Annotated in this window: 26 protein-coding genes; 4 read left to right on the top strand and 22 right to left on the bottom strand. The window is 60.2% G+C overall.

Annotated features, from left to right (window positions below):
• Positions 1–386 precede the first annotated feature (386 nt).
• The gene (tam, locus tag ACA052_RS06445) at positions 387–1,157 is read right to left on the bottom strand and encodes a trans-aconitate 2-methyltransferase (RefSeq protein ID WP_497648899.1); all 771 of its coding nucleotides are present in this window, start codon (positions 1,155–1,157) and stop codon (positions 387–389) included.
• A gap of 286 nt (positions 1,158–1,443) precedes the next feature.
• Here tam and ACA052_RS06440 point away from each other — a divergent pair, with 286 nt between their 5' ends.
• The gene (locus ACA052_RS06440) at positions 1,444–1,854 is read left to right on the top strand and encodes a low affinity iron permease family protein (RefSeq protein WP_497648898.1); all 411 of its coding nucleotides are present in this window, start codon (positions 1,444–1,446) and stop codon (positions 1,852–1,854) included.
• A 45-nt stretch (positions 1,855–1,899) separates the two neighbouring features.
• On the opposite strand, the gene ACA052_RS06435 is transcribed toward ACA052_RS06440, so the two are convergent.
• The 9 genes from ACA052_RS06435 to yiaY all read right to left on the bottom strand — a co-directional run bounded on the left by ACA052_RS06435 (position 1,900) and on the right by yiaY (position 10,957).
• Positions 1,900–2,403 (bottom strand): DUF4142 domain-containing protein, encoded by a 504-nt coding sequence (locus ACA052_RS06435; RefSeq protein ID WP_497648897.1) that lies wholly within the window; start codon positions 2,401–2,403, stop codon positions 1,900–1,902.
• Between the two features lie 75 nt (positions 2,404–2,478).
• Entirely contained in the window at positions 2,479–2,637 is a 159-nt protein-coding gene (locus tag ACA052_RS06430; RefSeq protein ID WP_497648896.1) for a KGG domain-containing protein, read from the bottom strand.
• A 116-nt stretch (positions 2,638–2,753) separates the two neighbouring features.
• Entirely contained in the window at positions 2,754–4,103 is a 1,350-nt protein-coding gene (locus ACA052_RS06425) for a sensor domain-containing protein (RefSeq protein WP_497648895.1), read from the bottom strand.
• Between the two features lie 18 nt (positions 4,104–4,121).
• Positions 4,122–4,760 carry a LysE family translocator gene (locus ACA052_RS06420; RefSeq protein ID WP_497648894.1) on the bottom strand — a complete coding sequence of 213 codons (639 nt, stop codon included), beginning with the start codon at positions 4,758–4,760 and terminating at the stop codon, positions 4,122–4,124.
• A 199-nt stretch (positions 4,761–4,959) separates the two neighbouring features.
• Positions 4,960–6,291, bottom strand: a complete 1,332-nt coding sequence (locus ACA052_RS06415) for an MFS transporter (protein ID WP_497648893.1) — start codon at positions 6,289–6,291, stop codon at positions 4,960–4,962.
• 190 nt (positions 6,292–6,481) lie between these two features.
• Positions 6,482–7,408 (bottom strand): hydroxymethylglutaryl-CoA lyase, encoded by a 927-nt coding sequence (locus ACA052_RS06410; protein ID WP_497648892.1) that lies wholly within the window; start codon positions 7,406–7,408, stop codon positions 6,482–6,484.
• The gene (locus tag ACA052_RS06405; protein ID WP_497648891.1) at positions 7,405–8,598 is read right to left on the bottom strand and encodes a CaiB/BaiF CoA transferase family protein; all 1,194 of its coding nucleotides are present in this window, start codon (positions 8,596–8,598) and stop codon (positions 7,405–7,407) included. The genes ACA052_RS06410 and ACA052_RS06405 overlap by 4 nt, the downstream gene beginning before the upstream one ends.
• Before the next feature lie 225 nt (positions 8,599–8,823).
• Positions 8,824–9,738 carry a LysR family transcriptional regulator gene (locus tag ACA052_RS06400; protein ID WP_497648890.1) on the bottom strand — a complete coding sequence of 305 codons (915 nt, stop codon included), beginning with the start codon at positions 9,736–9,738 and terminating at the stop codon, positions 8,824–8,826.
• 70 nt (positions 9,739–9,808) lie between these two features.
• Positions 9,809–10,957: an L-threonine dehydrogenase gene (yiaY, locus tag ACA052_RS06395; protein WP_497648889.1), complete on the bottom strand. Its 1,149-nt coding sequence runs from the start codon at positions 10,955–10,957 to the stop codon at positions 9,809–9,811.
• 154 nt (positions 10,958–11,111) lie between these two features.
• On the opposite strand from yiaY, the gene ACA052_RS06390 reads away from it, so the two are divergent.
• Complete coding sequence (locus ACA052_RS06390) at positions 11,112–12,131, top strand: DUF4917 family protein (protein ID WP_497648888.1); 1,020 nt, start codon at positions 11,112–11,114, stop codon at positions 12,129–12,131.
• A gap of 61 nt (positions 12,132–12,192) precedes the next feature.
• Here ACA052_RS06390 and ACA052_RS06385 read toward each other — a convergent pair whose 3' ends face one another.
• The 3 genes from ACA052_RS06385 to ACA052_RS06375 all read right to left on the bottom strand — a co-directional run bounded on the left by ACA052_RS06385 (position 12,193) and on the right by ACA052_RS06375 (position 13,552).
• Positions 12,193–12,537: a YegP family protein gene (locus tag ACA052_RS06385; RefSeq protein ID WP_497648887.1), complete on the bottom strand. Its 345-nt coding sequence runs from the start codon at positions 12,535–12,537 to the stop codon at positions 12,193–12,195.
• A 119-nt stretch (positions 12,538–12,656) separates the two neighbouring features.
• Positions 12,657–12,956: a ribbon-helix-helix domain-containing protein gene (locus ACA052_RS06380; RefSeq protein WP_497648886.1), complete on the bottom strand. Its 300-nt coding sequence runs from the start codon at positions 12,954–12,956 to the stop codon at positions 12,657–12,659.
• Between the two features lie 14 nt (positions 12,957–12,970).
• Entirely contained in the window at positions 12,971–13,552 is a 582-nt protein-coding gene (locus tag ACA052_RS06375) for a DJ-1/PfpI family protein (protein ID WP_497648885.1), read from the bottom strand.
• A 349-nt stretch (positions 13,553–13,901) separates the two neighbouring features.
• Here ACA052_RS06375 and ACA052_RS06370 point away from each other — a divergent pair, with 349 nt between their 5' ends.
• On the top strand, positions 13,902–14,792 hold the full coding sequence (locus ACA052_RS06370; protein ID WP_497648884.1) for a DMT family transporter: 891 nt from the start codon (positions 13,902–13,904) through the stop codon (positions 14,790–14,792).
• Between the two features lie 108 nt (positions 14,793–14,900).
• Here the strand turns inward: ACA052_RS06370 and ACA052_RS06365 are convergent, their stop codons facing one another.
• From ACA052_RS06365 to ACA052_RS06350, 4 genes are all read right to left on the bottom strand, one after another.
• Complete coding sequence (locus ACA052_RS06365; protein ID WP_497648883.1) at positions 14,901–16,118, bottom strand: class I SAM-dependent methyltransferase; 1,218 nt, start codon at positions 16,116–16,118, stop codon at positions 14,901–14,903.
• A gap of 252 nt (positions 16,119–16,370) precedes the next feature.
• Positions 16,371–16,988 carry a TPM domain-containing protein gene (locus ACA052_RS06360; protein ID WP_497648882.1) on the bottom strand — a complete coding sequence of 206 codons (618 nt, stop codon included), beginning with the start codon at positions 16,986–16,988 and terminating at the stop codon, positions 16,371–16,373.
• Between the two features lie 28 nt (positions 16,989–17,016).
• Complete coding sequence (locus ACA052_RS06355) at positions 17,017–17,772, bottom strand: TPM domain-containing protein (RefSeq protein WP_497648881.1); 756 nt, start codon at positions 17,770–17,772, stop codon at positions 17,017–17,019.
• A 164-nt stretch (positions 17,773–17,936) separates the two neighbouring features.
• Entirely contained in the window at positions 17,937–18,545 is a 609-nt protein-coding gene (locus tag ACA052_RS06350) for a LemA family protein (protein WP_497648880.1), read from the bottom strand.
• A 237-nt stretch (positions 18,546–18,782) separates the two neighbouring features.
• Between ACA052_RS06350 and bglX the strand changes: the two genes are divergently transcribed.
• Positions 18,783–21,074 carry a beta-glucosidase BglX gene (gene bglX, locus ACA052_RS06345; RefSeq protein ID WP_497648879.1) on the top strand — a complete coding sequence of 764 codons (2,292 nt, stop codon included), beginning with the start codon at positions 18,783–18,785 and terminating at the stop codon, positions 21,072–21,074.
• 96 nt (positions 21,075–21,170) lie between these two features.
• Here bglX and ACA052_RS06340 read toward each other — a convergent pair whose 3' ends face one another.
• The 5 genes from ACA052_RS06340 to ACA052_RS06320 form a co-directional block, all read right to left on the bottom strand.
• Complete coding sequence (locus ACA052_RS06340; protein WP_497648878.1) at positions 21,171–22,328, bottom strand: phospholipase D-like domain-containing protein; 1,158 nt, start codon at positions 22,326–22,328, stop codon at positions 21,171–21,173.
• A 1-nt stretch (position 22,329) separates the two neighbouring features.
• Complete coding sequence (locus ACA052_RS06335; protein ID WP_497648877.1) at positions 22,330–22,920, bottom strand: YceI family protein; 591 nt, start codon at positions 22,918–22,920, stop codon at positions 22,330–22,332.
• 209 nt (positions 22,921–23,129) lie between these two features.
• The gene (locus ACA052_RS06330) at positions 23,130–23,459 is read right to left on the bottom strand and encodes an amidase (RefSeq protein ID WP_497648876.1); all 330 of its coding nucleotides are present in this window, start codon (positions 23,457–23,459) and stop codon (positions 23,130–23,132) included.
• On the bottom strand, positions 23,456–24,550 hold the full coding sequence (locus tag ACA052_RS06325; protein ID WP_497648875.1) for a serine hydrolase domain-containing protein: 1,095 nt from the start codon (positions 24,548–24,550) through the stop codon (positions 23,456–23,458). The genes ACA052_RS06330 and ACA052_RS06325 overlap by 4 nt, the downstream gene beginning before the upstream one ends.
• 163 nt (positions 24,551–24,713) lie before the next feature.
• Positions 24,714–25,595, bottom strand: coding sequence for an acyl-CoA dehydrogenase (locus ACA052_RS06320; protein WP_497648874.1), 882 nt, complete (start codon positions 25,593–25,595; stop codon positions 24,714–24,716).
• Between the last annotated feature and the right edge of the window lie 142 nt (positions 25,596–25,737).

The raw sequence follows: 25,737 nt of genomic DNA, 5'->3' as shown, positions 1-25,737 counted from the left end.
GAGTGGCCGGTTTTTTGTGTGCGGGATTTGGGGAGCGCTGATTCTTGCCCCTGCAGGAGCTGCCGCAGGCTGCGATCTTTTGATTTCAAGAGCAAGATCAAAAGATCGCAGCCTGCGGCAGCTCCTACACGGGCCCGCTTACGTATAGTTTTCGTATAGATCCCCGCCAGCCAGTAAAGAAGCAGTAGCACTGCGTCAAATCCGACAACAGATGCCCTACTCTGCCAGTTCATCTTTCACATAGAGATCAGCATGGACAATTCAGAGTTGGGGATCATGATCATTTCAATGATTGGGTTATTCGGCTTTGCTTCGTTTCTTTTTGATTACCTGAGTGCCAAGCGAAGGGACCGATAACGTCCGGCGTAATCTGTTCCTTTTTTGTACTAGCGCGTCGCGACGATGAACAATCGCGGGAACGGCAGCAGCACCGAACCATCGCTCAGCGCCGGATACGCCTGCTCGATAGCAGCGTGATACTGCTTGAGGTATTGCGCTTTTTCCGCTTCATTCAGCGGTTCGAGAAACGGCCGCAAACCGCTGCCCTTGAACCACTCGACCACGCCCGATGCACCACCCGCCAGCGGATGATGATAAGTGGTGCGCCACACATCGACTCGCGCACAGTGCGGCCGCAGCATCGAGTAGTAAGCGCTGGCACTGGTCATTTGCGTACGTTGCCCGGCGGCGTCCGCTAATTTGCTGGCCCACGGGCCATCAGCGGCCACTTCGCGCATCAGGCGATGGGACGGTTCGTTGAGGTTGTCGGGCATCTGAATGGCCAGGCTGCCGCCCTGGGTCAGTCGGGTGGCCAGCGAAGGCAATAACGTTGCGTGATGGGGCAGCCACTGCAACACCGCGTTGGCGAATATCACGTCGAACGGGCCGCTCTCGTTCCAGGTGCCGATATCAACGGTATCGAACTGTATTTGCGGTAAGCGCTTGCGCGCGGCGTCGATCATATCGGTTGAACTGTCCACGCCACGCACGGTGGCATGGGTGAAGCGTTCCACCAGCAACTCGGTTGAATTCCCGGGACCGCAACCGATGTCGATGGCCGAGCGCGCCTCCACGGGAGGGATCGCCGCGAGCAGGTCTCGCGCCGGACGGGTGCGTTCATCTTCAAAAGCGACGTATTGCTTGGCGGACCAGCTCATTGCGTTCTCCTGTCGGTGCGTTGTCGTGGGCGGGGCAGACAACCGGTTCGCTACGATACAACGGCTGATGCGCTCTTCCCTATCCGGATTTGTAGCCGCTGGCGGTAACTGCGCCGCCCCTGTAGGAGCTGCCGCAGGCTGCGATCTTTTGATCTTGCTCTTAAAAACAACAAAGATCGCAGCCTGCGGCAGCTCCTACAGGATTTGCGTTGCCCGCAATGTCAGTAGAATTTTCAGCGTGCCGGCGCTGTCACAAATTCAGGCGCATCCAATAAGGAACATGGCAATGAAATTCGCAAAAATCTCGCAGAAACTCGCCTTGTGGGCCGGCAGTCCCAAGACGTTCATGGGGGCGTTGATTCTGATTGCGTTGTGGGGGCTGAGCGGACCCATTTTCAATTTCAACGACACGTGGCAACTGGTCATCAACACCTCGACCACCATCATCACGTTCCTGATGGTGTTCCTGATTCAGAACACGCAGAACCGCGATACGGACATTTTGCATTTGAAGATTGATGAGTTGCTGCGAGTGACGACGGACGCGCAGAACGCGATGCTGGGGCTCGAGGCGCTGGACCTCAAACAGCTGGAAGCGCTGAGAAAGCAATATCGACAACTGGGCGAGGGCGAAACAATTTCCCTGGACGGGACCGTCGTCCAGGAAAAAAACAAACCGGACTTGAATCAATGCTGATCGGAAAGTCGCGGGTGGCCTGAGGTCACCCACGCGTTCCGATGATCAGCGACCGGCTTGCAGCGCTTTGGCCATTTGCAGATGGCTTTGCAGTTTGGGCAGGGTTTCCTCGGCGAAGGCCTTGATTTCCGGCACGTCGGTGGTTTGCGCTTCCTGTTGCAACTGTTCGATGGCTTCCTGAGTGGTCTTCACCTGGTTGGCGGCATACGCCTGGTCAAAGGCTGCACCGTCCGGCACTGGCGGCATCAAGGCTTTGGCCTTGTCGACTACTTCTTCGCGCGGTGCCACCGGCAGATCCAGTTGCTTGGCGATTTTCGCCAGGTGCTGGTTGGCGGTGGTGCGGTCGTTAATGACGACGATGGTGTAGTCCTTGACCTCTTTGGATTCGGTTTTCTGATGGGCCAGGCGACTGGCTTCGATGTCGGCCATGCCTTTGGCCGAGGCATCGTTGATAAATTCGGCGGCAGACTGGGCAAAGGCACTGCTGGCACACAGGCCCAGTAACGTGGCAAAACCGGCATTGCGTAAGCGGGTGGCCATCCGACTCATGGTCGCGCCCTCCTCGAAATAAAAATTCAAACGGGAGCTTTCGCTCCCGCCTCTCAATCAAAACTACTTTCACCACTACTTGGATTTCTGACCACCTTTGCGGCCCATATCGGGTTTCACAGGCTCTTTGTCGACAGTCGTGGTGGTAGTTTTCCCACCTTTGCGACCGGCTTCAGACGCCTTCGTTCGATCGTTGGCGAAATTTCCCGAGTTCGAGTTTCTTGAATTAGGCATGATTCTCTACCTCTTGGTGATGATCGCGGCGAGCAGGAGCCCGCATAGAATCTGAATTTCGATCCCGGCAAAGGTTTAGAAAAATCGGAGTCGATGCGACGAACGGTGGAGCGGGTTCAGCCCCCGAGGTCGAGGTGGTTTCGGCGTTTGGCGCTGTACATGGCTTCGTCGGCGTGACGGAACAATTGTTTTTCTTCCGTGCCGTGCTCGGGAAAGTGCGCAACGCCGATGCTTGGCTGGATGTTCAGGCTGCGGCCGTCCAGACGCAGGGGCTGCGCCAGGATCTGACGGATTTTTCCGGCGACACCGTCAGCGTCTTCCGCCGCCTGAATGCTGTGCAACAACACCACAAACTCATCACCGCCGATGCGCGCCACGGTGTCGGTTTCGCGAACGCAGCCCTTGAGCCGATTGGCCACCGCTTGCAGCAGCATGTCACCGACCGCATGGCCGTGGGTGTCGTTGACTTCCTTGAAGCGGTCGAGGTCGACGTACAGCAGTGCCATCCGTCCGCATTCCGACTTGGCTAATGTCAGCGAGGCTTTTAACCGGTCCCGGAGCAACTCGCGATTGGGCAACTGGGTCAGTTGATCGTACTGGGCCATGCGCTCCAGCCGTGCATGCAACTGTTTGCGCTCGATCGCGGTGGCGACCTGGGCACACACGAACTGCAACAACTCCTTGTCTTGCTCGGTATAGCGCTCGCCGCCCGCCTCGCTTTTAACGATCAGCGCGCCGATCGTGCCGTTCTGCGAGTTCAACGGCACGCCCAACCAGCAAGGCGACTCCTGGCCCGAGACCAGCAGTTCGAAACCTTCCGGGGCGTCGTCCTGATCCGGGGTCAGCAGGATTGGCTGCCCACTGCGGATCACTTCGGCGCACAGCCGTCCAGTGACGGTTCCGGGCTCCTCGGGTTGCTGTTCGTTGTCGTCGACGTGATAGGGGAAATTGAGCTGCGCGCAGTGCTCGTCATACAGCGCGACGGAAAAATTCAGCGCCGGCAACCATTCACCGATGATCAGGTGAATGCGCTTGAACAGCGCCAGCAGATCTTCCGCCGCGTGGGCCGCCTCGGAAATCGCATACAGCGCTGCCTGCCGTGATTCGGCCTGTTTACGCTCGGTGATGTCACGGGCCACGGCGATGCGCAGCTGATCGACTTCCGACCAACGCGCAGACCAGAGGATATGCACCACCCGGCCATCCTTGCGCAGGTAGCGGTTTTCGAAGTTGAGCTTGGGCTCGCCGCCCATGATCTCCCGCGCGGCGTCGAGGGTGCGCTGGCGGTCGGCGGGATGCACCAGATCGATCATCGACTGGCCGACCAGCTCGTCCGGCGTGTAACCGAAAATGCGTTCGCAGGCGGCGCTGACAAAAACGAAGCGACCTTGTTTATCAACCGCGCAAACGGCGTCCAGCAAGAGATCGATGTAGCTCGCCAACGGCGCGGAATTTCTGGTTGCCATGGTGCCTTGCGTTAGACCTCAAGCCTTGTTCGTGACCAGTCCTGGCAAAGCATGCGCCAGAGCGTTGATGGCAAAACCGATAAACATGACACCGCACAACCGGGTGATCAACAGCTCGTGGCGCTGGTACAACGTGCGTACCCGACGCGCACCGACAATGCCGATCAGGATAGCGTAGGCCATGAGGCCACCGACGAAACTCAGGACAATCAGCCATGGCAACATTGACCAATGCAGCAGCTCGGCGCGGCTGGAGAGCAGCGCGGTAAACGTTGCGACCGCCACCGGGTAAGCCTTCGGATTGGTCAGGCCAAACAGAATGCCGTGCCAGAACGGCTGCCGCGCCGGGCCCTGAGGCGTACCGGCGCTGCTGCGTCTGGCCCGTATCGCCCGCACACCGAGCCAGAACAGATAGAGCCCGCTGAGCACACCCAGCACGTCAAACGCCGTGCTGCCAATTTCCCGTGCGCCGACAATCGCGATCAATGCGGTGCTGCACCAGACCACATCCCCAAGCAAATGCCCGCACAGGAAACCTGCCCCCGCCCGCCGCCCACGCGCCGCACCGATGCCGAATACCGCCAACACACCCGGCCCCGGCGTGATGCCGTAGATAAAACCCGAGGCAAGAACGGCCATTAGCAGCGATGGGGTCATGGGATGTGCCTTTGAACGACTGGGGTGAATGGGCGCCAGTCTATCTCAGGTCTCTGGGGATCGACTGACTGATCGTCGATGGGTCTGGAAAATGACGAAGGACACAATCAAAAGATCGCAGCCTCCGGCAGCTCCTACACAGGGATGCGTGGTCCCATGTAGGAGCTGCCGAAGGCTGCGATCTTTTAAAACCGATCTTTTAATATTTGTCGAGCGTGCGCAGCTTCTGCGGCAATCCCCACATCAACAACGCAACGGCGATCAGCGCGGCGACGCCGATGACATACAGCGCCGGCGTGGTGCTGCCGGTCAGGTCCTTGATTCGTCCGACCATGACCGGGCTGACGATGCCGCCGAACTGGCCCAAGGTGTTAATCACCGCAATCCCGCCCGCAGCCCCGGCGCCAGCACCGGCCAACAGCTTCGGCGGCAAGGTCCAGAAGCTCGGGATCGAGGCGATGATCCCGGCGCCGAGCAAGCCCAGCGCGACGATCAGGAAAGTCGTGTGGTTGGCGAAGATGCCTGCACAGAAGAACCCTACCGCTCCCACCGCCACCAATCCTGCGACAAACTTGCGACGCTCGCCGGTGGAATCGGACAAGCGCCCGATGACCACCATGCTGATGGCTCCGCAAATATAGGGGATTGCCGTCAGCAGCCCGATCATCACCGGGCTCTCGGTGCCGGCACTGCGGATCAGCTGCGGGGCCCAGAAATTCAAGCCATAGGACGCCACCTGAATCAGGAAGTAGATCAGCCCCAGCGTCAGGAAACCCGGAATCCGCAGCGCCGCTAGCAGCGAACCGCCGCTCTTGTGCGGTTCATGGTGGGCGATACGGCTCGCCAACAGGGTTTTCTCCGACGGCGTCAGCCAATGGGCGTCTTCGATGCGGTCCTTGAGCAAGGTCAGCACCAACACGCCGAGGCCGATGCAAGGCACGCCGCCGAGCAGAAACAGCCAGTGCCAGCCGCGCATGTCCATGAAACCGTCAAGGTGCTGCAGGACCATGCCGGAGAACGGTGCGCCGACCAGACCGGCAAATGCCGACGACAGGAACAACATCGAGGTGATGCGCCCGCGGTAGTGCTGCGGGAACCACAGTGTCAGGTAGTACAGCACCCCCGGCGCGAACCCGGCTTCCATCGCACCGATCACAAAGCGCAGCGCGTAGAACTGCCATTCGCTGTTGACGAAGACCATGGCAGCCGTGGCCAGGCCCCAGGACATCATGATCCGGGCGATCCAGCGCCGCGCGCCGACCTTGTACAGCATCATGTTGCTCGGCACTTCGAACAGCACATAACCGACCACAAACAGCCCCGCGCCGAGGCCGTAAGCGGTGTCGCTGAGGCTCAGGTCGGTCTGTAGCTGGAACTTGGCGAAGCTGATGTTGATGCGGTCGAAAAACGCGAACAGGTAGCAGACCATGATCAGCGGCATCAGGCGCCAGGCGACCTTGCTGACCAGGGCTTTTTCTTGGTCGTGGCTTACGGACGGGCTCGCGCCCGCCTCCAGTACATTAAGGCTCATGCTGTTTCTCCAGGCGGACTTCCCGTGGGTGTCCGATTGTTTTTGTTGTCTGGTTGAGGTGCTTGTAGAAACGCTTTTCTGTAGGAGCGAGGCTTGCCCGCGAAGGGTGTATCAGCCAAGGGTGATGCTGGATGCCAAGCCGCCTTCGCGGGCAAGCCTCGCTCCTACAGAGGTTGTTTTGTGTTGTCTGTCAGGACGGGCTTGGGTGCAGGTCACAATTGCGTCCGGCCTTGGCAAGCTGGCCGGGCACTTCGTGGCCCAGTAGCGCTGGCAGTCCTCGGGACAATGTCAGCAACAGCGGCAGATCGATGCCGGTATGAATGCCGATTTCATCGCACAGGTTCACCAGATCTTCAGTGCAGATATTGCCCGACGCGCCCGGCGCGAACGGGCAACCGCCGAGGCCACCCAGCGCAGCGTCGAAACGTCGGGCCCCGGCCTCGTAGGCGGCCAGAACGTTGCACAAACCGAGGCCGCGGGTGTTGTGGAAATGCAACGTCAAATCCGCCGGAGAAACCCGCTGCAAGACCCGTCGCACCAACCGGTCAACCTGCCGCGGGTTGGCCATGCCGGTCGTATCGGCCAAGGTGATGCCCTGAATCCCGAGCTCCTGATAAGCCTCGACGATTTGCAGCACGCGATCCTCATCGATCTTGCCTTCAAACGGGCAGCCGAAGGTGGTGGCGATGCTGCCGTTGAGTCGTACCTGCGTGTCGCCCACGTATTGCACGATCTCGCCGAACGCGGCCAACGACGCTTCACATCGCATGCGCATGTTGGCCAGGTTATGCGTCTGGCTGGCAGACATCACCAGGTTCAGCTCATCCGCACGCGCTGCCAGTGCCCGTTGCGCGCCTTTCAGATTGGGGATCAACGCGACGTAGATCACCCCTGGCTGGCGGATGATGCCCTTGAACACCGACTCGCCATCGCGCAGCGCCGGAATGGCCTTGGGCGACACGAACGAACCGGCTTCGATACGGCTGAAACCGGCCAGCGACAGCTGATCGATCAGCGCAATCTTGTCGACGGTCTCGACCCAGGTCGGCTCGATCTGCAAGCCGTCGCGCGGAGAGACTTCCTGGACAATCAGGGTCTGGGAAAAATCAGTGATCATTGCACCACCCCTTCCGCTTTCAACCGTTCGATGTCCGAGCCGGTCAGGCCCAGCCCCGCAAGAATGCCGTCGGTGTGCTGGCCCAGGCTCGGGCCGGACCAATTCACGCCACCGGGGGTTTCGGAAAGTTTGGGCACGATACCGGGCATCTTCACCGTGGCACCACCCGGCAGGTCGGCACTGAGCAGCATGTCCCGTGCCTGATAGTGCGGATCGGCAACGATGTCGGCCACGGAATAGATGCGCCCGGCCGGGACTTCGGCGGCTTCCAGTGCTGACAGCACGTCGTCGATCGGCAGGCTGCTGGTCCAGTGGGTAATGGCGGCATCGAGCACGTTACTTTTCAAGGCGCGGCCGTCGTTGTGAGCGAACTCCGGCGCTTCGGCCAGATCGCTGCGGCCGATCACCTGCATCAAGCGCTTGTAGATCGGGTCGCTGTTGCCGGCGATCACCACGTAGGCGCCATCGGCCGTCAGGTAGGTGTTGGAGGGCGCGATGCCTGGCAACGCGCCGCCGCTGCGTTCACGAACATGACCCAGCATGTCGTATTCCGGCACCAGGCTTTCCATGACGTTGAACACGCTTTCGGCCAGCGACACATCGACCACTTGCCCGCCGCCCTGCCCGGTCTTGACCCGCAGCAACGACATCAACGCGCCGATTACCGCGTGCAGTGAGGCCAGCGAATCGCCCAGGCTGACCCCGACCCGGGCCGGTGGCGAACCCGGTGTGCCGGTGGTGTAGCGAATCCCGCCCATGGCCTCGCCGATGGCCCCGAAACCCGGACGGTCGCGGTACGGGCCGGTCTGGCCATAGCCGGAAATCCGTACCAGCGTCAGGTTGGGATTGAGTGCATGCAATACGTCCCAGCCCAGTCCCAGTTTTTCCAGGGCGCCGGGGCGCAGGTTTTCGATCAATACGTCGGCACTGGTCGCCAGTTGCTTGACCAGTTCAATGCCTTCAGGGGATTTCAGATTCAGTGCCAATGACTTCTTGTTGCGAGATTGCAGGTACCACCACAGCGAAGTGCCCTCGTGCAGCTTGCGCCATTTGCGCAGGGGATCGCCCTGGCCCATGGCTTCGATCTTGATCACCTCGGCGCCGAACTCGGCCAGCATGCGCGCGGCGAACGGCGCGGCAATCAGCGTGCCGATCTCGATTACCTTGATTGCACTCAGGGGGGCAGTCATCGCGGGGTACCTCTTGTTCTTGGAATAGGGGCCAAGGCTAGAGGAACGAGGGGCCGGGAATCCAACCTTCAGTTGGCAACGGGCGTTCGTGAAACGCGAACGCCCGGCGCAGTAATCACCTGTAGGAGCTGCCGAAGGCTGCGATCTTTTGATCTTGGTCTTGATCTTTTCGGCATGCATGGAAGATCAAAAGCAAGATCAAAAGATCGCAGCCTTCGGCAGCTCCTACGTTGCGAGCATTACTCGCAACTGCTCAAACAACATCCGGCTCACCGGCGACAGCGCCGCTTCATCGCGCACCACAATGATCAACGCCCGATCGGACCAGTCATCGCTCAGCGGCACCGCATGCAAACCCAGCGCCCGGCCAAACAACTCATAAGCCTTTTGCGGCAAAATCCCGATACCCATGTTGGCCTGGACCATCCGGCACATCGCATCGAACCCCGGCACGTGTATCCGCAGCCGCAATACTTTCCCGGCCTGGCGGGCGGCGGCGTGAGTGCGCATGTTGATCGAACTGGCCGCGTGCAGACCGACGTAATCGCTGTCCAGCGTGTCGGCGAACGCCAGGGTCGAGCGGCTGGCCAGCGGATGATGCGTCGGCATCAACACCACCAGTTTGTCCTGTCGATACAGCACGCTGTGCAGGCCTTTGACGTCGCTGTCACTGGAGCAGATGCCGAGGTCGGCCACGCCATCCAGCACACCCTGAATCACCCCGTTGCTGGGACGTTCTTCGAGGTCGGTCTTGACCTGGGGATGGCGCTCGGAAAAATCGCGCAGGTCTTCGGGCAGAAACTGGATGATCGCCGACAGGTTGGCGAGCATCCTTACGTAGCCGCGCACACCATGGCTGTGCTCGCCCAGTTCGAGCCCCATTTTCTCGACGTTGAACAGCATCTGCCGGGCGTGGTGCAACAGGGTTTCCCCGGCCGGCGTCAGCGTCATGCCCTTGGCCTGACGCACGAACAAACTGATGCCCAGCGCTTCTTCCAGCTCCATCAAACGCTTGCTTGCGGCCGACACGGCAATCGCCTCACGCGCGGCGGCACGGGTCAGCGTGCCTTCTTCATGGACGGCGACAAACAGCTGCAAGGTGATCAGGTCGAGGCGGCGGATCAGGCTTTTTTGCAGCATAGGGGACTCGGCGACAGTGGATCGGACGAAGTCGCAGCATAACGTCCTTTTCGCCGCCGCCGAGACGCGATCAGAACGCGTTGCGAAAAATCTCCTCGATCTGGCGCTGATCCGCCGCCCGTGGATTGGTCACGCCACACGCATCTTTCAAGGCGTTGCTGGCGAGGGTCGGTATGTCATTGAGCCTGACACCGAGTTCACGCAATCCCGCAGGTATCTCCACGTCCCTGGCCAGGGTACGGATCGCCGCGATGGCTGCTTGCGCGCCCTCTTCCGGACTGAACCCGCGAATGTCGGCGCCCATGGCATGCGCGACGTCGGTCAGGCGAACCGCGCATACCAGCGCGTTGAAGCTTTGCACATGGGGCAGCAGCACGGCGTTGCACACACCGTGCGGCAAGTCATAGAAACCACCCAATTGGTGGGCCATGGCGTGGACAAACCCCAGGGACGCATTGTTGAACGCCATGCCCGCGAGGAACTGTGCGTAGGCCATGTTTTCCCGTGCGGCCAGGTCACTGCCATCGCGCACGGCCAGGCGCAGATTGTTGCTGATCAGGGCGATGGCTTTCAGCGCGCAAGCATCGGTAATCGGATTCGCAGCGGTGGAAACGTAGGCCTCGATGGCGTGGGTCAGCGCGTCCATGCCGGTAGCCGCGGTCAGGCTCTTGGGCATGGCGACCATCAGCGCCGGGTCGTTGACCGACAGCAGCGGCGTGACGTTGCGGTCGACGATGGCCATTTTCACGTGGCGCGTTTCGTCGGTGATGATGCAGAAACGGGTCATCTCGCTGGCCGTGCCGGCGGTGGTGTTGATGGCGATCAGCGGCAGTTGCGGTTTGCTGGACTGATCGACGCCTTCGTAATCGCGGATCTGTCCACCGTTGGTCGCACACAACGCGATGCCTTTGGCGCAGTCGTGGGGCGAACCACCCCCCAGCGACACCACGAAATCACAACGGCTTTCCTTGAGCAGGCCCAAGCCACGTTCAACGTTGGCGATGCTCGGGTTCGGCCTGGCGCCGTCAAAGATCACCGAGTCGATGTCCTGCAACGCCAGTTTCCCGGCAATCATTGCCGCCACGCCAGCCTTGGCCAGCCCGGCGTCAGTGACGATCAACGCCTTGCGAAAACCGTACTTGCCGATGGCGGTCATGGCTTCGTCGAGGCAACCGACGCCCATGATGTTCACGGCGGGGATAAAAAACGTGCTGCTCATGGGCGAATCTCCTGGCGTGGGCCGAACCGGCGGTGCCGATCCAGAGTCCCCACAGGATCGCCCCATCCGTCGTGCGTTAACTTGATCTGGCTCAAGTCCCGGTCGTGATAAAGTCGCCGCCCATCCGACCTTTTGCTTTGAGACGACCACCGCAATGACCGATTTCCAGGATGTTGACGCCGAACTTGAAGACTGGAACGCCTTGCGCGCCACCGCCTCGATCAGCGGCCTGCTGGTGGGCAACGGTGCCAGCCGTGCGGTGTGGGATGATTTCGGCTACGACTCCCTGTTTGAAAACGCCCGCACCGTCGAAGAGAAACCCCTGAGCCAGTCCGAGCTGAGCGTGTTCGACGCGATGCAGACACGCAGTTTCGAGCAGGTGCTCAGCGCGCTGAAAACCACCAGCCGGGTCAACAAGGCGCTGGCCGTCAGCTCCGCCGCGCCGCGCAATCGTTACTACGCGATCAAGGAAGCCCTGATCAATACCGTCCACGCGGTGCACATCCCGTGGCGGCTGGTCGTGCCGTCGACGCTGGCGACGATCAACCAGGAATTGCGCAGCTATCAGACGGTATTTACCACCAACTATGACTTGCTCAACTCCTGGGCCCTCCAGCAGCAGCCGGACGCCATCAGCGACCTGTTCCAGGGGACAGAACCCGGTTTCGACCTGAGCGCCAAGGCGACCGATAAAACCCGTTTGCTGTACCTGCACGGCGGCTTGCATCTGGTCCGCAATCAGGACGGCACGGCGCGCAAGCTGATGTCGACCGAGGGCACGTTGCTCGGCAGTTTCGCGATCAACAATACGATCAAGACGCTGGATGACGTGCCACTGTTTGTCAACGAAGGGCCCAGTGCGGACAAGCTCAAGACCATTCGCAGTTCGGATTATTTGTCGTTCTGTTATGACCAGTTGCTGGGGCATGGCGAGGGGTTGTGTGTCTTTGGGCATGCGTTGGGTGAGCAGGACAGCCACATCATTCATGCCTTGCGCCAGGCGCAACCGAAGGTGGTGGCGATCTCGATTTACCCACGCAGCAAGGCGTTTATCCAGCATCAGAAGCGGCACTACGCGAAGGTGTTTGAGGGGACAGGGAGTGAGTTGCGGTTTTTTGATTCGAAAACCCATGCGCTGGGGAGTCCGAAGCTCACCGTACCGGTAGAGGTTTAGGGGCAAGATCAAAAGATCGCAGCCTGCGGCAGCTCCTACATGGCTGCGATCTTTTGATTTTTTAAAGCACCGGCAAAGTCTTGTCCTTGATCACGCTGGTCGGGCCGTTGGCCTTGACGCTGGCGATGCCTTTATCCATCGCGGCGGCGGTGGCGTAAGACTCGCTGCTGCCGATGATCTCGTGATTGCCGGCCGTGAGGTTGAAGTAAGGATGACCATCCTTGGTGGTTTTCTTCTCGTAGCGCTCATCCAGCGGGCTGTTGCCTTGAACCGACGCAATGCCTTTATCGGCAGCGGCGCGGGTGGTGTACAGCTCGCTGGTCAGAATGGTTTCGGCGTTGGCGGCCTTCAGGACAAACCTGAACTGACCGCTGCTGCTTTTGCTCACTTCGTACCATCCGGACATGCTGTTTCTCCTTGGCGATTGAGAGGTTTCGCGCTTCAGAGTAAAGACCACCTCTACAGCAAGATCAAAAGATCGCAGCCTTCATGTAGGAGCTGCCGAAGGCTGCGATCTTTTGATGTTCAGGCTGAACGCACAACACTCATCTGCGGCGGTGCAACCCGTCGCTGACTCAGGTACCGCGTACAACTCACCCGCAAAAACGAGGCGAAATTCACCACTTCGCCGCGATAGTCCATCACCTCTTCATACAGCTTGGCGATCAACTGGTTGGTGGTCATGCCGTCGACCTCGGCGATTTCGCTGAGGATGTCCCAGAACTGATTCTCCAGCCGCAGGGTGGTGACCACCCCGCAGATGCGCAGCGAGCGGGAGCGCGATTCGTAGAGAATCGGATCGGCTTTGACGTAGAGCTCGCACATGGCAACGTCCCTCGTTACAGCGTGATTTTGGTACCCAGCAACCCGAGGAAACCCGCGAGCCAGTTCGGGTGCGCCGGCCAGGCCGGAGCCGTGGCCAGATTGCCTTGAACGTGACCTTCCGTCACCGGGATATCGATGAACGTACCGCCCGCCAGGCGTACTTCCGGGGCACAGGCCGGGTAAGCGCTGCACTCGCGACCTTCGAGAATCCCCGCCGCCGCCAGTAATTGCGCACCGTGACACACCGCGGCGATCGGTTTGCCGGCCTTGTCGAACGCTCGCACCAGCTCCAGGACTTTTTCGTTCAGGCGCAGGTATTCCGGCGCACGACCGCCGGGAATCACCACCGCGTCGTAGTCCTCGGACTTTACCTTGGCGAAGTCGAAGTTCAGGGCAAACAAGTGCCCGGGTTTTTCGCTGTACGTCTGGTCGCCCTCAAAGTCATGTATCGCCGTGCGCACGGTCTGGCCGGCGGTTTTGTCCGGGCACACCGCATGCACCGTGTGGCCGACCATCAACAGTGCCTGGAACGGCACCATCACTTCGTAGTCTTCGACGTAATCGCCGACCAGCATCAGGATTTTCTTGGCAGCCATGGGGAGGACTCCTCTGGGGGATGTGTAGGAGTATTCAAGGTAGTCCTTAATCTGCACGGGAGGTAATACTCGCCTACTACGTTGATCGCCTGTTTCATCTGTTTCATCTGTTTCATCTGTAGGAGCTGCCGAAGGCTGCGATCTTTTGATCTTGATCTTTAAGGTCTGAAATGGATCACATTGGATGGGGGCGCGGCTGATTAAAAGATCGCAGCCTTCGGCAGCTCCTACGTTGCGAGCATTACTCGCAACTGTACGGATAACTCTGCGCCTATCTGTAACAGCGCGAAGCCCGGGGTTTATGGCTAGATGAGTACACGTCCAATCACCCTCGATTCTGGTTGCCATCATGTCCTCGCGCGAAAACACCGGCATGGCCCTCGGCCTGCTCGGCGTTGTGATCTTCAGCCTCACCCTGCCCTTCACACGGATCGTCGTGCAGGAACTCCATCCGCTGCTCAATGGTTTGGGCCGTGCGCTGTTCGCGGCGATCCCGGCGGCGTTGCTGTTGCTGTGGCGACGGGAGAAATGGCCGACCTGGAAGCAGGTCAAAGGCCTGACGCTGGTGATTGCCGGGGTCATTCTCGGCTTCCCGGTGCTCTCGGCCTGGGCCATGCAAACCTTGCCGGCGTCCCACGGCGCACTGGTCAACGGGTTACAGCCGCTGTGCGTCGCGCTGTACGCCGCGTGGCTGTCTCACGAACGACCATCGAAAGCCTTCTGGGCCTGCGCCGCACTGGGCAGTGCGCTGGTGCTCGGTTATGCACTGATCAGCGGTGCCGGCAGTATTCAGGCCGGTGATTTGCTGATGCTCGGTGCCATTGCTGTGGGTGGCTTGGGCTACGCCGAGGGTGGCCGGTTGGCCAAGGAGATGGGCGGTTGGCAGGTGATCTGCTGGGCGCTGGTGCTGTCGACGCCACTGCTGATCGGGCCGGTGGTGTACCTGGCGCTGCAACATCAGGGTGAGATTTCGGCCAAGACCTGGTGGGCGTTTGGCTACGTCTCGATGTTTTCGCAGTTCATCGGGTTCTTTGCCTGGTACGCCGGGCTGGCCATGGGGGGTATTGCCCGGGTCAGTCAAATCCAGTTGCTGCAGATTTTCTTCACCATCGCGTTCTCGGCGTTGTTCTTCGGCGAACACATCGAGCCGATCACCTGGCTGTTTGCCGCCGGCGTGATCGTCACGGTGATGTTGGGGCGCAAGACCGCCGTCAAACCCGCACAGGTCGCAACGGCATAACCTTGTAGGAGCTGCCGAAGGCTGCGATCTTTTGATCTTATCCTTTAAAACACAATCAAAAGATCGCAGCCTTCGGCAGCTCCTACAGAGGCAGCGATTTTTTCGGGATCAGCTCAGGAGGCCGTCGGAGCGCAGCAGGGTTTCGAGGCAGTGCTCGGTGATGTGGTAGAAATCCTTCAGCTCTTGAATCTTCACCACCAGCTGGGCCGGGTTCACCGGCTCGGCGCGTTTGACCCCCAGGATCATCTTGTTCTTGTTGGTGTGGTCCAGTGAGATGAACTCGAACACCTTGGTCTCGTAACCGCAGGCTTCGAGGAACAGCGCACGCAAACTGTCGGTGACCATTTCCGCCTGCTGGCCCAGGTGCAGACCGTATTGCAGCATTGGCTTGAGCAGCGCCGGGCTCTGGATTTGCAGACGGATCTGCTTGTGGCAGCACGGCGAGCACATGATGATCGACGCGCCGGAACGAATGCCGGTATGAATCGCATAATCCGTGGCGATGTCACAGGCGTGCAGCGCGATCATCACGTCCAGCTCGCTCGGCGCCACGCTGCGCACGTCACCGCACTTGAACACCAGCCCCGGATGCTCAAGTTTCGCAGCGGCGCTGTTGCACAGATCAACCATGTCTTCACGCAACTCGACGCCCGTCACCACGCCTTCGGCGTTCAGGGTGTTGCGCAGGTAGTCATGGATGGCAAACGTCAGGTAACCCTTGCCCGAGCCGAAATCCGCCACTTGCACCGGTTTGTCCAGCGCCAGCGGCGAAGTGGTCAGCGCGTGACTGAACACTTCGATGAACTTGTTGATCTGCTTCCACTTGCGCGACATCGCCGGGATCAGCTCATGCTTGCTGTTGGTCACACCGAGGTCGGCGAGGAACGGTCGGCTGAGGTCGAGAAAGCGGTTTTTTTCGCGGTTATGTTCGGCGGACGGCACTTCACGCAATTGCTGAGGTTTGCTCTTGAACAGCGAAGACTTGCCCTTTTTGCTGTATTCGAGCTGGACTTCGTCGGTCAACGACAGTAAATGCGCATTTTTGAACGAAGCGGGCAACAACGCGGCGAGAGTCGCTACGCCCTCTGCAATTGGCAGGTTCTTGGTGATGTCGCGGGTTTTGTAGCGGTAGACGAAGGACAGGCAGGGCTGTTCCTTGACCATTAGCTGCTTGATGATCAGCCGTTGCAAATCCGCCTCGGTGCCGACGTACTTGGCCAGCACCAGTTTGATGAAGGCGTTGGCGTCGAGGCTGGTTTGCAGCAGGTCGATGAATTGGGCGTGGTGATCCGGCGCGAGGCTGGCGGGAGTGGCGGTGACAGACATGGAAAAAACAGCCTCGGACGGTGCGGGTCGGGAATTGGCGGGTATTTTAAGGGGGATGGGGATTGAGGGCACGGGTAATTTCCCGAACGGTGCGATCCGTAGCAGCTGGCGAAGCCTGCGTCCGGCTGCGCAGCAGTCGTGAATTCAGGCACTGCGGTCTTTCAGGCAAACCCTGCATACCGGTTTTACGACTGCTGCGCAGCCGAACGCAGGCTTCGCCCGCTGCTACAAGGAGTACGGCGCGACCAGAAGTCAGCCTAAAACCACCAACCGATTCGGCAGTTCATTGCGCACGTGCGTCACCGGCACATGCACTTTCAGCAATTCGCCGCAGGCCTCAACGCAGGTGACAAACCCTTGCAACGTCTGCCCCTGTTTCACCTGCTGAGTGAACGCCGCAACAATCGCGTCCCAGTTGCTGTTATCCAACCGTTTGGAAATGCCCTCATCCACCAGGATCTCCACATAGCGCTCGGCCTCGGAGACGAAAATCAGCATCCCGGTGCTGCCCACCGTGTGGTGCAGGTTTTGCTCCAGAAACTGTCGGCGCGCCAGGTTCGAGGCGCGCCAGTGACGCACCGAGCGCGGGATCAGGTAGGTGGTGACTTTCGGAATCCGGAACACCAGGCACAGCACGATAAAGGTGCCCCATTGCACCAGCAGCAAACTGTGCAAGGTCAGCCAGCCCGTCAGGTAATGCGCGATACCCGGCACCATCAGTGCCAGCAGGCTGGCCCATAGCAACGGGATATACGCATAGTCGTCGGCGCGGGCCGCGAGCACGGTCACCAGTTCGGCGTCGGTGTCGCGCTCGACCCGGGCAATCGCCTCGGCGACTTTGCGTTGTTCGTGTTCGGTCAGTAATGCCATGTTTATAAATGCCTACTCATTATTGTCTTCACCAGCCGCCCGACGAACCGCCGCCCCCGAAACTGCCCCCGCCACCGCTGAAGCCTCCGCCGCCACCGCCGCCACCAAACCCTCCGCCGCCGAAACCGCCGCTCGAACCACCTGAGCCCCCTCGGCCGGCCGGCAGAAGCCCAAGCATTTGCAGGACGAAAATCGTCAGGATGAACAGCATCACCAGAAACACGAATACGCCGGGGTGCCGCGACACGAAGTCGCTGTCCTCATCACCTCGCGACTCATAGACCGTCGACGGTTCATCCAGCGGACTGCCACCCAACACCACCAGCATTGCCGCGACGCCGTCGCTGATGCCTTTGCTGAAGTTGCCGGTCTTGAACGCGGGCGTGATGACCTGATTGATGATCACCGAACTTTGCGCATCGGTCAGCCGGTCTTCCAGGCCGTACCCGACTTCAATCCGCAGCTTGCGCTCGTCACGCGCGACAATCAGCAGCGCGCCGTTGTTTTTGTCCTTCTGACCGATGCCCCAGTAGCGCCCCAGCTGATAGCCGAAGTCCGCGATGTCGGTGCCCTGCAAGTCCGGCAACGTGACCACCACCAACTGCTCGCCGGTAGCCGTTTCATGGGCCTGGAGTTGCTGCGTCAGTTGCTCGCGCACTGACGGCTCGATCATCTGGGCGTTATCCACCACCCGCCCGGTCAGTGCGGGAAACTTCAGCTCGGCTTGGGCCGCCAGGGCAAACACCCACAGCAACAGCACCAGGCCCACTTTCAACACGCGCATTAACACACCTCCCAAGCCTGCCCCTGTAGGAGCTGCCGCAGGCTGCGATCTTTTGATCTTGATCTTTTTTGGAGTGCTAAAAATCAAGATCAAAAGATCGCAGCCTTCGGCAGCTCCTACAGGGTTATTCAATCGCCATCAAAGCCGTGGAACTTTCAAATCCTTCAGAATTTCACTTGCGGCGCTTTTTCGGCATCCGGCGTAGTGGCTTCGAAGGTTTCACGGATCGGCAAGTCGCTGTACATCACGCTGTGCCACAGGCGACCGGGAAAGGTGCGGATCTCGGTGTTGTATTTTTGCACCGCCAGGATGAAGTCGCGACGCGCCACGGCGATGCGGTTCTCGGTGCCTTCCAGTTGGGATTGCAAGGCCAGGAAGTTCTGGTTGGCCTTGAGGTCCGGGTAACGCTCGGACACCACCATCAAACGGCTCAAGGCACCGGTCAGCTGATCCTGGGCCTGCTGGAACTGTTTGAGTTTTTCCGGGTTATCCAGGGTCTTGGCATCCACCTGGATCGAGGTGGCCTTGGCCCGGGCTTCGATCACCGCGGTCAGGGTCTCTTCTTCGTGCTTGGCGTAGCCCTTGACGGTTTCCACCAAGTTGGGAATCAGGTCGGCCCGGCGCTGGTACTGGTTCTGCACCTGGCCCCAGGCGGCCTTGGCCTGTTCATCGAGGGTCGGGATGGTGTTGATGCCGCAGCCGGCCAGCAGTGTGGTCAGCAACATCAAGGCTGCAATGTGCAGGCTCGACCGATAGTGGTGTCGTACGTTCATCTGGTTGACGCTCCCTTGCACATTCCGTTGAAAAAACAACCGGCGAACTTTGAACGCGGCTCTTGGGGCATAATCGGCGCCGCCACTGGATTGAAGCGTGCCGATGGGCTAAAAGATGCCCCAGCACAAAAACAGTTCACGAGTTTGCTGCATTTACCTGAACAACAATAGTCGCTCCCTAAATTTTGGCTGACCGGCGCGTCGTTACTGCCGTTTAGGCCTTTGAGAAAACTATTCATGAAGAAGCTGTGTTTGCTGGGCCTGTTCGTCAGCCTGGCCAGTCATAACGTATTGGCCGCCACGACCCCCGCACCTCTGGAGAACAAGGACGCCTTCATCAGCAACCTGATGAAGCAAATGACCCTCGATGAAAAAATCGGCCAGTTGCGCCTGATCAGCATCGGCCCGGAAATGCCTCGGGAGCTGATCCGCAAGGAAATTGCCGCCGGCAACATCGGCGGTACGTTCAACTCGATCACCCGCCCGGAAAACCGTCCGATGCAGGACGCCGCCATGCGCAGCCGGTTGAAGATCCCGATGTTCTTCGCCTATGACGTGATCCACGGCCACCGCACCATTTTCCCGATCCCGCTGGCCCTGGCCTCGAGCTGGGACATGGACGCCATCGGTCTGTCCGGGCGCATCGCCGCCAAGGAAGCCGCGTCCGATAGCCTCGACATCACCTTCGCGCCGATGGTCGATATTTCCCGCGACCCGCGTTGGGGCCGCACCTCCGAAGGTTTCGGCGAAGACACGTATCTGGTGTCGCGGATTGCCGGCGTCATGGTCAGGGCCTTCCAGGGCACTGGGGCGAACGCGGCCGACAGCATCATGGCCAGCGTCAAGCACTTTGCCTTGTACGGCGCGGTCGAGGGTGGCCGCGACTACAACGTGGTCGACATGAGTCCGGTCAAGATGTACCAGGACTACTTGCCACCGTACCGCGCCGCCATCGATGCAGGTGCTGGCGGGGTGATGGTGGCGTTGAACTCGATCAACGGCGTGCCGGCCACCGCCAACACCTGGCTGATGAACGACCTGTTGCGCAAGGAATGGGGCTTCAAAGGCCTGGCTGTCAGCGACCACGGGGCGATTTTCGAACTGATCAAACACGGTGTTGCCGCTGACGGTCGCGAAGCCGCGAAACTGGCGATCAAGGCCGGCATCGACATGAGCATGAACGACACCCTGTACGGCAAAGAGCTGCCGGGGCTGTTGAAGGCCGGCGAGATTGAACAGAAGGACATCGACAACGCGGTGCGTGAAGTACTGGCCGCCAAGTACGACATGGGCCTGTTCAAGGACCCGTACCTGCGCATCGGCAAGGCTGAGGATGATCCGGCCGACACCTACGCCGACAGCCGCCTGCACCGTGCCGAGGCCCGCGACGTCGCGCGTCGCAGCCTGGTGTTGCTGAAGAACCAGGGTGAAACCCTGCCGCTGAAGAAAACCGCGAAAATCGTCTTGGTCGGCCCACTGGCCAAGGCACCGATCGACATGATGGGCAGTTGGGCCGCTGCCGGTAAACCCGCGCAATCGGTGACCCTGTTCGACGGCATGAACGCCGCCATCGCCGACAAATCGACGCTGATCTACGCCCGTGGCGCCAACATCACCGGCGACAAGAAGGTGCTCGATTACCTGAACTTCCTCAACTTCGACGCGCCGGAAGTGGTGGACGATCCGCGCTCCGCCCAGGTGTTGATCGACGAAGCGGTGAAAGCGGCCAAGGACGCTGATGTCGTGGTTGCTGCTGTGGGCGAGTCCCGTGGCATGTCCCACGAATCGTCGAGCCGTACCGATATCAACATTCCGGCCAATCAGCGCGAACTGATCAAAGCCTTGAAGGCCACCGGCAAACCGTTGGTGCTGGTGTTGATGAACGGTCGTCCGCTGTCGATCCTCGAAGAAAGGGACCAGGCTGACGCCATCCTGGAAACCTGGTTCAGCGGCACCGAAGGCGGCAACGCCATCGCGGACGTGCTGTTCGGCGACTACAACCCGTCGGGCAAACTGCCCATCACCTTCCCGCGCTCGGTGGGTCAGATTCCGACCTATTACAACCACCTGAGCATTGGCCGGCCGTTCACGCCGGGCAAACCGGGCAACTACACCTCGCAGTATTTCGATGACACCACCGGGCCGCTGTTCCCGTTCGGTTTCGGCCTGAGCTACACCGATTTCAGCCTGACCGACATGGCGTTGTCGTCGACCACGCTGAACAAGACCGGCAAGCTCGACGCCAGCGTCATGGTGAAAAACACCGGCAAGCGTGACGGCGAAACCGTGGTGCAGTTGTACATCCAGGACGTGACCGGCTCGATGATCCGGCCGCTCAAGGAACTGAAGAACTTCCAGAAAATCATGCTCAAGGCCGGTGAACAGAAAGTCGTGCACTTCACCATCACCGAAGATGACCTGAAGTTCTACAACACACAGCTGAAGTACGCGGCGGAACCGGGCAAGTTCAACGTGCAGATCGGCCTGGATTCACAGGACGTGACACAGCAGAGCTTTGAATTGCTGTAACCCTTAAAAGCAAAAGATCGCAGCCTGCGGCAGCTCCTACAGAGGTCCACATTCCCCTGTAGGAGCTGCCGAAGGCTGCGATCTTTTGATCTCGCCCTACCCCCGGCGATCCAGCAGATTCACCACCAATCGATCCACCCATCCCCAAATCCTCTGCTTGACCCGTCGCCACAGCGGCCGGCGTTGCCACGCCTCCAGGCTGACTTCCAGGCTTTGCGTAAAGTCCTTCTCGAAACTCGCCGCCACCGCCCGGGTCAGCCCAGGGTCCAGCGCCTCGAGGTTCGCCTCAAGGTTGAAGCGCAAATTCCAGTGATCAAAGTTGCACGAGCCAATGCTCACCCAATCATCGATCAGCACCATTTTCAGGTGCAGGAAGCATGGCTGGTACTCAAAGATTTTCACGCCGGCCTTGAGCAATCGCGGGTAATAACGGTGCCCGGCGTAGCGCACTGACGGGTGATCAGTGCGCGGGCCCGTCAGCAGCAGGCGCACGTCAAGGCCTCGGGACGCGGCCCGGCGCAGTGAGCGGCGGACTTTCCACGTTGGCAGGAAATACGGTGTGGCCAACCAGATCCGGCGCTGCCCGCTGTTCAGCGCACGCACCAGTGATTGCAGGATGTCGCGGTGCTGGCGGGCGTCGGCATAGGCGACACGGCCCATGCCCTCGCCCACGGATGGCACGCGTGGCAGGCGCGGCAAGCCGAAATGCGAAGCGGGTTTCCAGGCGCGACGATGGCGGTTGGCGATCCATTGGCGATCGAACAGCAATTGCCAGTCGATGACCAAGGGGCCGGTTATTTCCACCATCACTTCGTGCCATTCGCTGACGTCTTCGCCCGGCGTCCAAAACTCATCGGTGACGCCCGTGCCGCCGACTACCGCCAGACTCTGGTCCACCAGCAACAGCTTGCGATGATCGCGATAGAAGTTGCCGACCCAGCGCCGCCAGCTCAGGCGATTGTAGAAACGCAGTTCCACACCGGCAGTCATCAACCGCTGACGCAGCGTCAACGTGAACGCGAGACTGCCGTAATCATCGAACAGGCAACGCACACGAACCCCGCGTTCGGCGGCCTGGACCAGCGCCTGGACCATCGACTCGGCACAGGCGCCCGCCTCCACCAGGTACAGCTCCAGTTCGACCTGTTCCTCCGCGCGGGCAATCGCCACCAACATGCGCGGGAAAAACTGCGGACCGTCGATCAGCAGCTCGAAGCTGTTGCCCTCACGCCAGGGAAAAATCGGGCCAGCCATGTCAGCGCGCCGTGAAAATCAGCACCGCACCCACCGGCACTGACAGACTGATCGCCGATAAACCGGCGACTGTTCGCAAAGTTTCCAGCCCCGGCGCCAGATCGAAATCCGCGGCGTTGATCACCAACGGCTCAAGGGTCACCACCTGGAAGCGCCGGTCATCGAGACGGGTCGCCAGCAGCTCGGCGTTGTATTCGTGTTGTTTGCCATGGAGGTTGACGGTCAGCGGCAAGCGCAGCTCCAGTTGGGCACCGGGGGCGAGATCGTTGATCGGGCGCAAATCGATCTGCGCGGTGATCAACGCTTCAGGAAAGGTCTGAATCTCGAACAGCTCCTTGCGCATACGTTCGTCACGCAGTGGAATGCCACTGTTGACCGAATCAAGCTCGACTTCCACCTCGGCCAGCCCCCTGGGATCGACCTTGCCGTGCAGCACCAGAAAACGCTGCACTTCGGAGATATTGGCGTTTTTGGTGCTGACGAACGACAGCCGCGAGGACTCGCCGTCCAGGTACCAATCGGCGTGGGCCGTCAGCGCGGCGCTGGTCAGCAGAACGAAGGCGAGGGTTTTGCAGAGCGAGCGGTTGAGCATAGAGACTCTTGGGGCGGATTAACCTGCACGAACCTTAACCGCCCGTGAGCCAATTGCAAACTTGTAGCAGCTGGCGAAGCCTGCGTTCGGCGGCGCAGCCGTCGTAAAACCGGACAACGCGGTTCTTCAGGAAGACCGGAGCGTTTGATTTCACGACGGCTGCGCCGCCGAACGCAGGCTTCGCCAGCTGCTACAAAGGTAAGTGGTGTTCAGGGTTGCAGGCGACAGCCTTGGCGTTCACCGACCCACACAGCGCTGTTACTGCGGCCCATGCCGCTGACGGTGATGCGCTTGCTGGCCGTGTCATCGGTGAAGCCGCTGGTCGGCAGCCACTGTTTCACGTAGCTGTGGCAGTACTCGGCGTCGTTGTTCATCACGTAGCGGCACGAACAATATTCCTTGGCGGTGTAGGCGCTGATGATGTCGGGGAACGCCCACAGCGCTACGCGCTCTTGCCAGATCCAGCCGAGCAAGGCAATCAACAGGATCAACAACAGCGTGCTGAACGGTCGGCGACGAACAAAGCTGCGGCGGCTCATGGCTGCACCTTCGTGGCAAAAGCCTTGAGCGCGAGCTTGAGCAAGGTGTTGTGTTGGTAGCTGTCGTCGCGGTCATCGCCGTAGCGCACGATCACCAGGTTTTCACTGGGAATCACGTACAGCGCCTGCCCCCAATGCCCCAGCGCAGCGAAGGTATCAACGGGAGCCTCGGGCCAGGGTTGTGCCGCACCATCCACCGCGCGATTGAGCCACCATTGGCCGCCGGGCACCGCGTCGTCCTCATTGGCGTGAAAGTGGGCGAAGGGTTCGCGGTTGAAAGCGACCCAGTCTTTAGGCAGCAATTGCCGCTCACCCCAACGGCCATCGCGCGCCATCAGCAGACCGACGCGCGCCAGGTCACGGGCGGTGAGGTAAGCGTAGGACGACGCAACGAACGTGCCCGTGGCATCGGTTTCCCAGACAGCGTGGCGAATCCCCAAAGGTTCGAACAGCGCAGTCCATGGATAGTCCGGATAACGTGCCGGGCCAACGATATTTTTCAGCGCGGCGGACAGCAAATTGCTGTCGCCGCTGGAGTAGCGAAAGGCCTGTCCGGGTTGGGCGTATTCAGCGTGATCGGCAGTGAACGCGGCCATGTCGTGGTGCCCACGGGTGTAGAGCATCGCCACCACCGAGGACTTCAGCGGTGCATATTCGTATTCTTCCTGCCAGTCCAGGCCAGAGGCCCAGTGCAACAGATCAGCCATCGTCATCGCTGGGTGTTTTTCCAGTGGTGGATAGAATTTCAGCACCGGGTCGTGAAGTGTGAACAGCCCTTCGCCATAAGCCACTCCGAGCACGGTCGCCATCAGGCTTTTGCTGATGGACCAGGTCAGGTGCGGGGTGTCGACACGGGTCGGGCCGGCGTAGTGTTCGTAGATGAGTTGACCGTCGCGGATCACCAGCAAGGCGTCGGTGCGGATGCCTTGGCGGGTGCTGTCGTCGCGGAGTGGGAAGGCATAGGCCTCCAGTCTTTCAAGGGCCGGACCGGTGATTGTCGGGCCTGTCGGCCATTGCTCGGCGGGCCAGGTTTCGGCATGGGCGGTGAGGCTGAGCAACAGCATGAAAAGATGGGACAAGCCTTTGGACATGGCTGGCGCTCGGAGGGATTGGCTTGCTGAGCCTAGCCGAGCTTCATGACATTCACTCGGGCCTTGTAGGAGCTGCCGCAGGCTGCGATCTTTTGATCTTAATTTTTTTTGTGCCACTGAAGATCAAAGATCAAGATCAAAAGATCGCAGCCTGCGGCAGCTCCTACAAGGTTGCGTTCAGGGCTTTGGCTAGCCGCTTGCCTCTGGCGCCCGCCGCCAGGTCCATTACCGATTGATCCCGCTGCCACATCGCCGCCCAATGCTGCGGGCCGCCGGCCAATGCCTGATCCACCTCGGCCTTGAGCCCTTCGAACTGCGCAAACAACCCGCCCAGCACCACATGCCCGGCCGGCGTATTCGGCGCCTGTCGGCTGACTTCCGCGCACCCGGCCAGCAGCGCCAACAATCGCAAGCGCAAGGCTTGCGGCCATTCGCAGTCCTGACCGATACCGTACAGCCAGGCCGTCATGGCGCTCAGCACATAGATGTCTTCCAGCGTGCGAAAGGGTTTGACGTAAGCATCCCAGCCGTCCCCCGCCAGCAGCTCGCACAGCGCATTGTCGAGAAACAACCGGCCATGACTGATGTCCGGCATCAACGGTATGGCCGGAAGTTTTTCCAGGCGCACACCGGGCTCGTCGGGATAGACCACGGCCAGGCTCAGGCGTGGGGATTCGCCGGGTTCTTCACAGCGCGCAGCGATCAGCAACCAGTCGGCAGCGTCGCCGGCGGTGACGAAATCCTTGCGCCCGTTCAGGCGCAAATCGGTCAGGCGCGTTTGCATCTCGGCCACCCGCAGGCTGCGTTGTTCAGTCGCACACAACGCACCGAGGCTCAGCGGCGCGCTTGGCCAGAGCATGCGCAACGCGGCCTGATAACCCACCAGAAACGCCAGCCCCGGCGTCGCCATCAAGCGCCCGCCGGCCACCGCCAGTTCGAACGGCGTGACGCTGCCGAGCTGGTGCAACAACGCCGCGAAACCTTCCCCAAGGTCCGGGTTGACGGGCAGGCGATCGTGTCGGTTCAACAGGGTTTGCCAGGGCATCAGAGGCTCCTTGTGGGCTGTCATATAAGCATCACCAAAGCTTAATGGCGATGACACCGGGGCTACATAGCCTGACTTTGCACAACAAGGCTGGATAAAGAAAGTCGATCCGCTGTAACCCAAGACGGGTGAGCAGCCCGCA

The organism is Pseudomonas sp. LBUM1644, assembly GCF_059716195.1.
The sequence above is the reverse complement of the archived record's forward strand: the minus strand, read 5'-3'. Positions and strand labels throughout refer to the sequence as shown.

What these genes read in the sequence shown, in the direction of transcription:
- ACA052_RS06335 (WP_497648877.1), bottom strand. Translation starts at nt 22,920, where the DNA reads ATGCTCAACCGCTCGCTCTGCAAAACCCTCGCCTTCGTTCTGCTGACC.
- ACA052_RS06365 (WP_497648883.1), bottom strand. Translation starts at nt 16,118, where the DNA reads ATGTCTGTCACCGCCACTCCCGCCAGCCTCGCGCCGGATCACCACGCC.
- tam (WP_497648899.1), bottom strand. Translation starts at nt 1,157, where the DNA reads ATGAGCTGGTCCGCCAAGCAATACGTCGCTTTTGAAGATGAACGCACC.
- ACA052_RS06400 (WP_497648890.1), bottom strand. Translation starts at nt 9,738, where the DNA reads ATGCTGCAAAAAAGCCTGATCCGCCGCCTCGACCTGATCACCTTGCAG.
- ACA052_RS06390 (WP_497648888.1), top strand. Translation starts at nt 11,112, where the DNA reads ATGACCGATTTCCAGGATGTTGACGCCGAACTTGAAGACTGGAACGCC.
- ACA052_RS06375 (WP_497648885.1), bottom strand. Translation starts at nt 13,552, where the DNA reads ATGGCTGCCAAGAAAATCCTGATGCTGGTCGGCGATTACGTCGAAGAC.
- ACA052_RS06415 (WP_497648893.1), bottom strand. Translation starts at nt 6,291, where the DNA reads ATGAGCCTTAATGTACTGGAGGCGGGCGCGAGCCCGTCCGTAAGCCAC.
- ACA052_RS06410 (WP_497648892.1), bottom strand. Translation starts at nt 7,408, where the DNA reads ATGATCACTGATTTTTCCCAGACCCTGATTGTCCAGGAAGTCTCTCCG.
- ACA052_RS06370 (WP_497648884.1), top strand. Translation starts at nt 13,902, where the DNA reads ATGTCCTCGCGCGAAAACACCGGCATGGCCCTCGGCCTGCTCGGCGTT.
- ACA052_RS06385 (WP_497648887.1), bottom strand. Translation starts at nt 12,537, where the DNA reads ATGTCCGGATGGTACGAAGTGAGCAAAAGCAGCAGCGGTCAGTTCAGG.
- ACA052_RS06440 (WP_497648898.1), top strand. Translation starts at nt 1,444, where the DNA reads ATGAAATTCGCAAAAATCTCGCAGAAACTCGCCTTGTGGGCCGGCAGT.
- ACA052_RS06350 (WP_497648880.1), bottom strand. Translation starts at nt 18,545, where the DNA reads ATGAACGTACGACACCACTATCGGTCGAGCCTGCACATTGCAGCCTTG.
- ACA052_RS06405 (WP_497648891.1), bottom strand. Translation starts at nt 8,598, where the DNA reads ATGACTGCCCCCCTGAGTGCAATCAAGGTAATCGAGATCGGCACGCTG.
- ACA052_RS06325 (WP_497648875.1), bottom strand. Translation starts at nt 24,550, where the DNA reads ATGTCCAAAGGCTTGTCCCATCTTTTCATGCTGTTGCTCAGCCTCACC.
- ACA052_RS06420 (WP_497648894.1), bottom strand. Translation starts at nt 4,760, where the DNA reads ATGACCCCATCGCTGCTAATGGCCGTTCTTGCCTCGGGTTTTATCTAC.
- ACA052_RS06380 (WP_497648886.1), bottom strand. Translation starts at nt 12,956, where the DNA reads ATGTGCGAGCTCTACGTCAAAGCCGATCCGATTCTCTACGAATCGCGC.
- ACA052_RS06355 (WP_497648881.1), bottom strand. Translation starts at nt 17,772, where the DNA reads ATGCGCGTGTTGAAAGTGGGCCTGGTGCTGTTGCTGTGGGTGTTTGCC.
- ACA052_RS06430 (WP_497648896.1), bottom strand. Translation starts at nt 2,637, where the DNA reads ATGCCTAATTCAAGAAACTCGAACTCGGGAAATTTCGCCAACGATCGA.
- yiaY (WP_497648889.1), bottom strand. Translation starts at nt 10,957, where the DNA reads ATGAGCAGCACGTTTTTTATCCCCGCCGTGAACATCATGGGCGTCGGT.
- bglX (WP_497648879.1), top strand. Translation starts at nt 18,783, where the DNA reads ATGAAGAAGCTGTGTTTGCTGGGCCTGTTCGTCAGCCTGGCCAGTCAT.
- ACA052_RS06340 (WP_497648878.1), bottom strand. Translation starts at nt 22,328, where the DNA reads ATGGCTGGCCCGATTTTTCCCTGGCGTGAGGGCAACAGCTTCGAGCTG.
- ACA052_RS06435 (WP_497648897.1), bottom strand. Translation starts at nt 2,403, where the DNA reads ATGAGTCGGATGGCCACCCGCTTACGCAATGCCGGTTTTGCCACGTTA.
- ACA052_RS06360 (WP_497648882.1), bottom strand. Translation starts at nt 16,988, where the DNA reads ATGGCATTACTGACCGAACACGAACAACGCAAAGTCGCCGAGGCGATT.
- ACA052_RS06425 (WP_497648895.1), bottom strand. Translation starts at nt 4,103, where the DNA reads ATGGCAACCAGAAATTCCGCGCCGTTGGCGAGCTACATCGATCTCTTG.
- ACA052_RS06330 (WP_497648876.1), bottom strand. Translation starts at nt 23,459, where the DNA reads ATGAGCCGCCGCAGCTTTGTTCGTCGCCGACCGTTCAGCACGCTGTTG.
- ACA052_RS06320 (WP_497648874.1), bottom strand. Translation starts at nt 25,595, where the DNA reads ATGCCCTGGCAAACCCTGTTGAACCGACACGATCGCCTGCCCGTCAAC.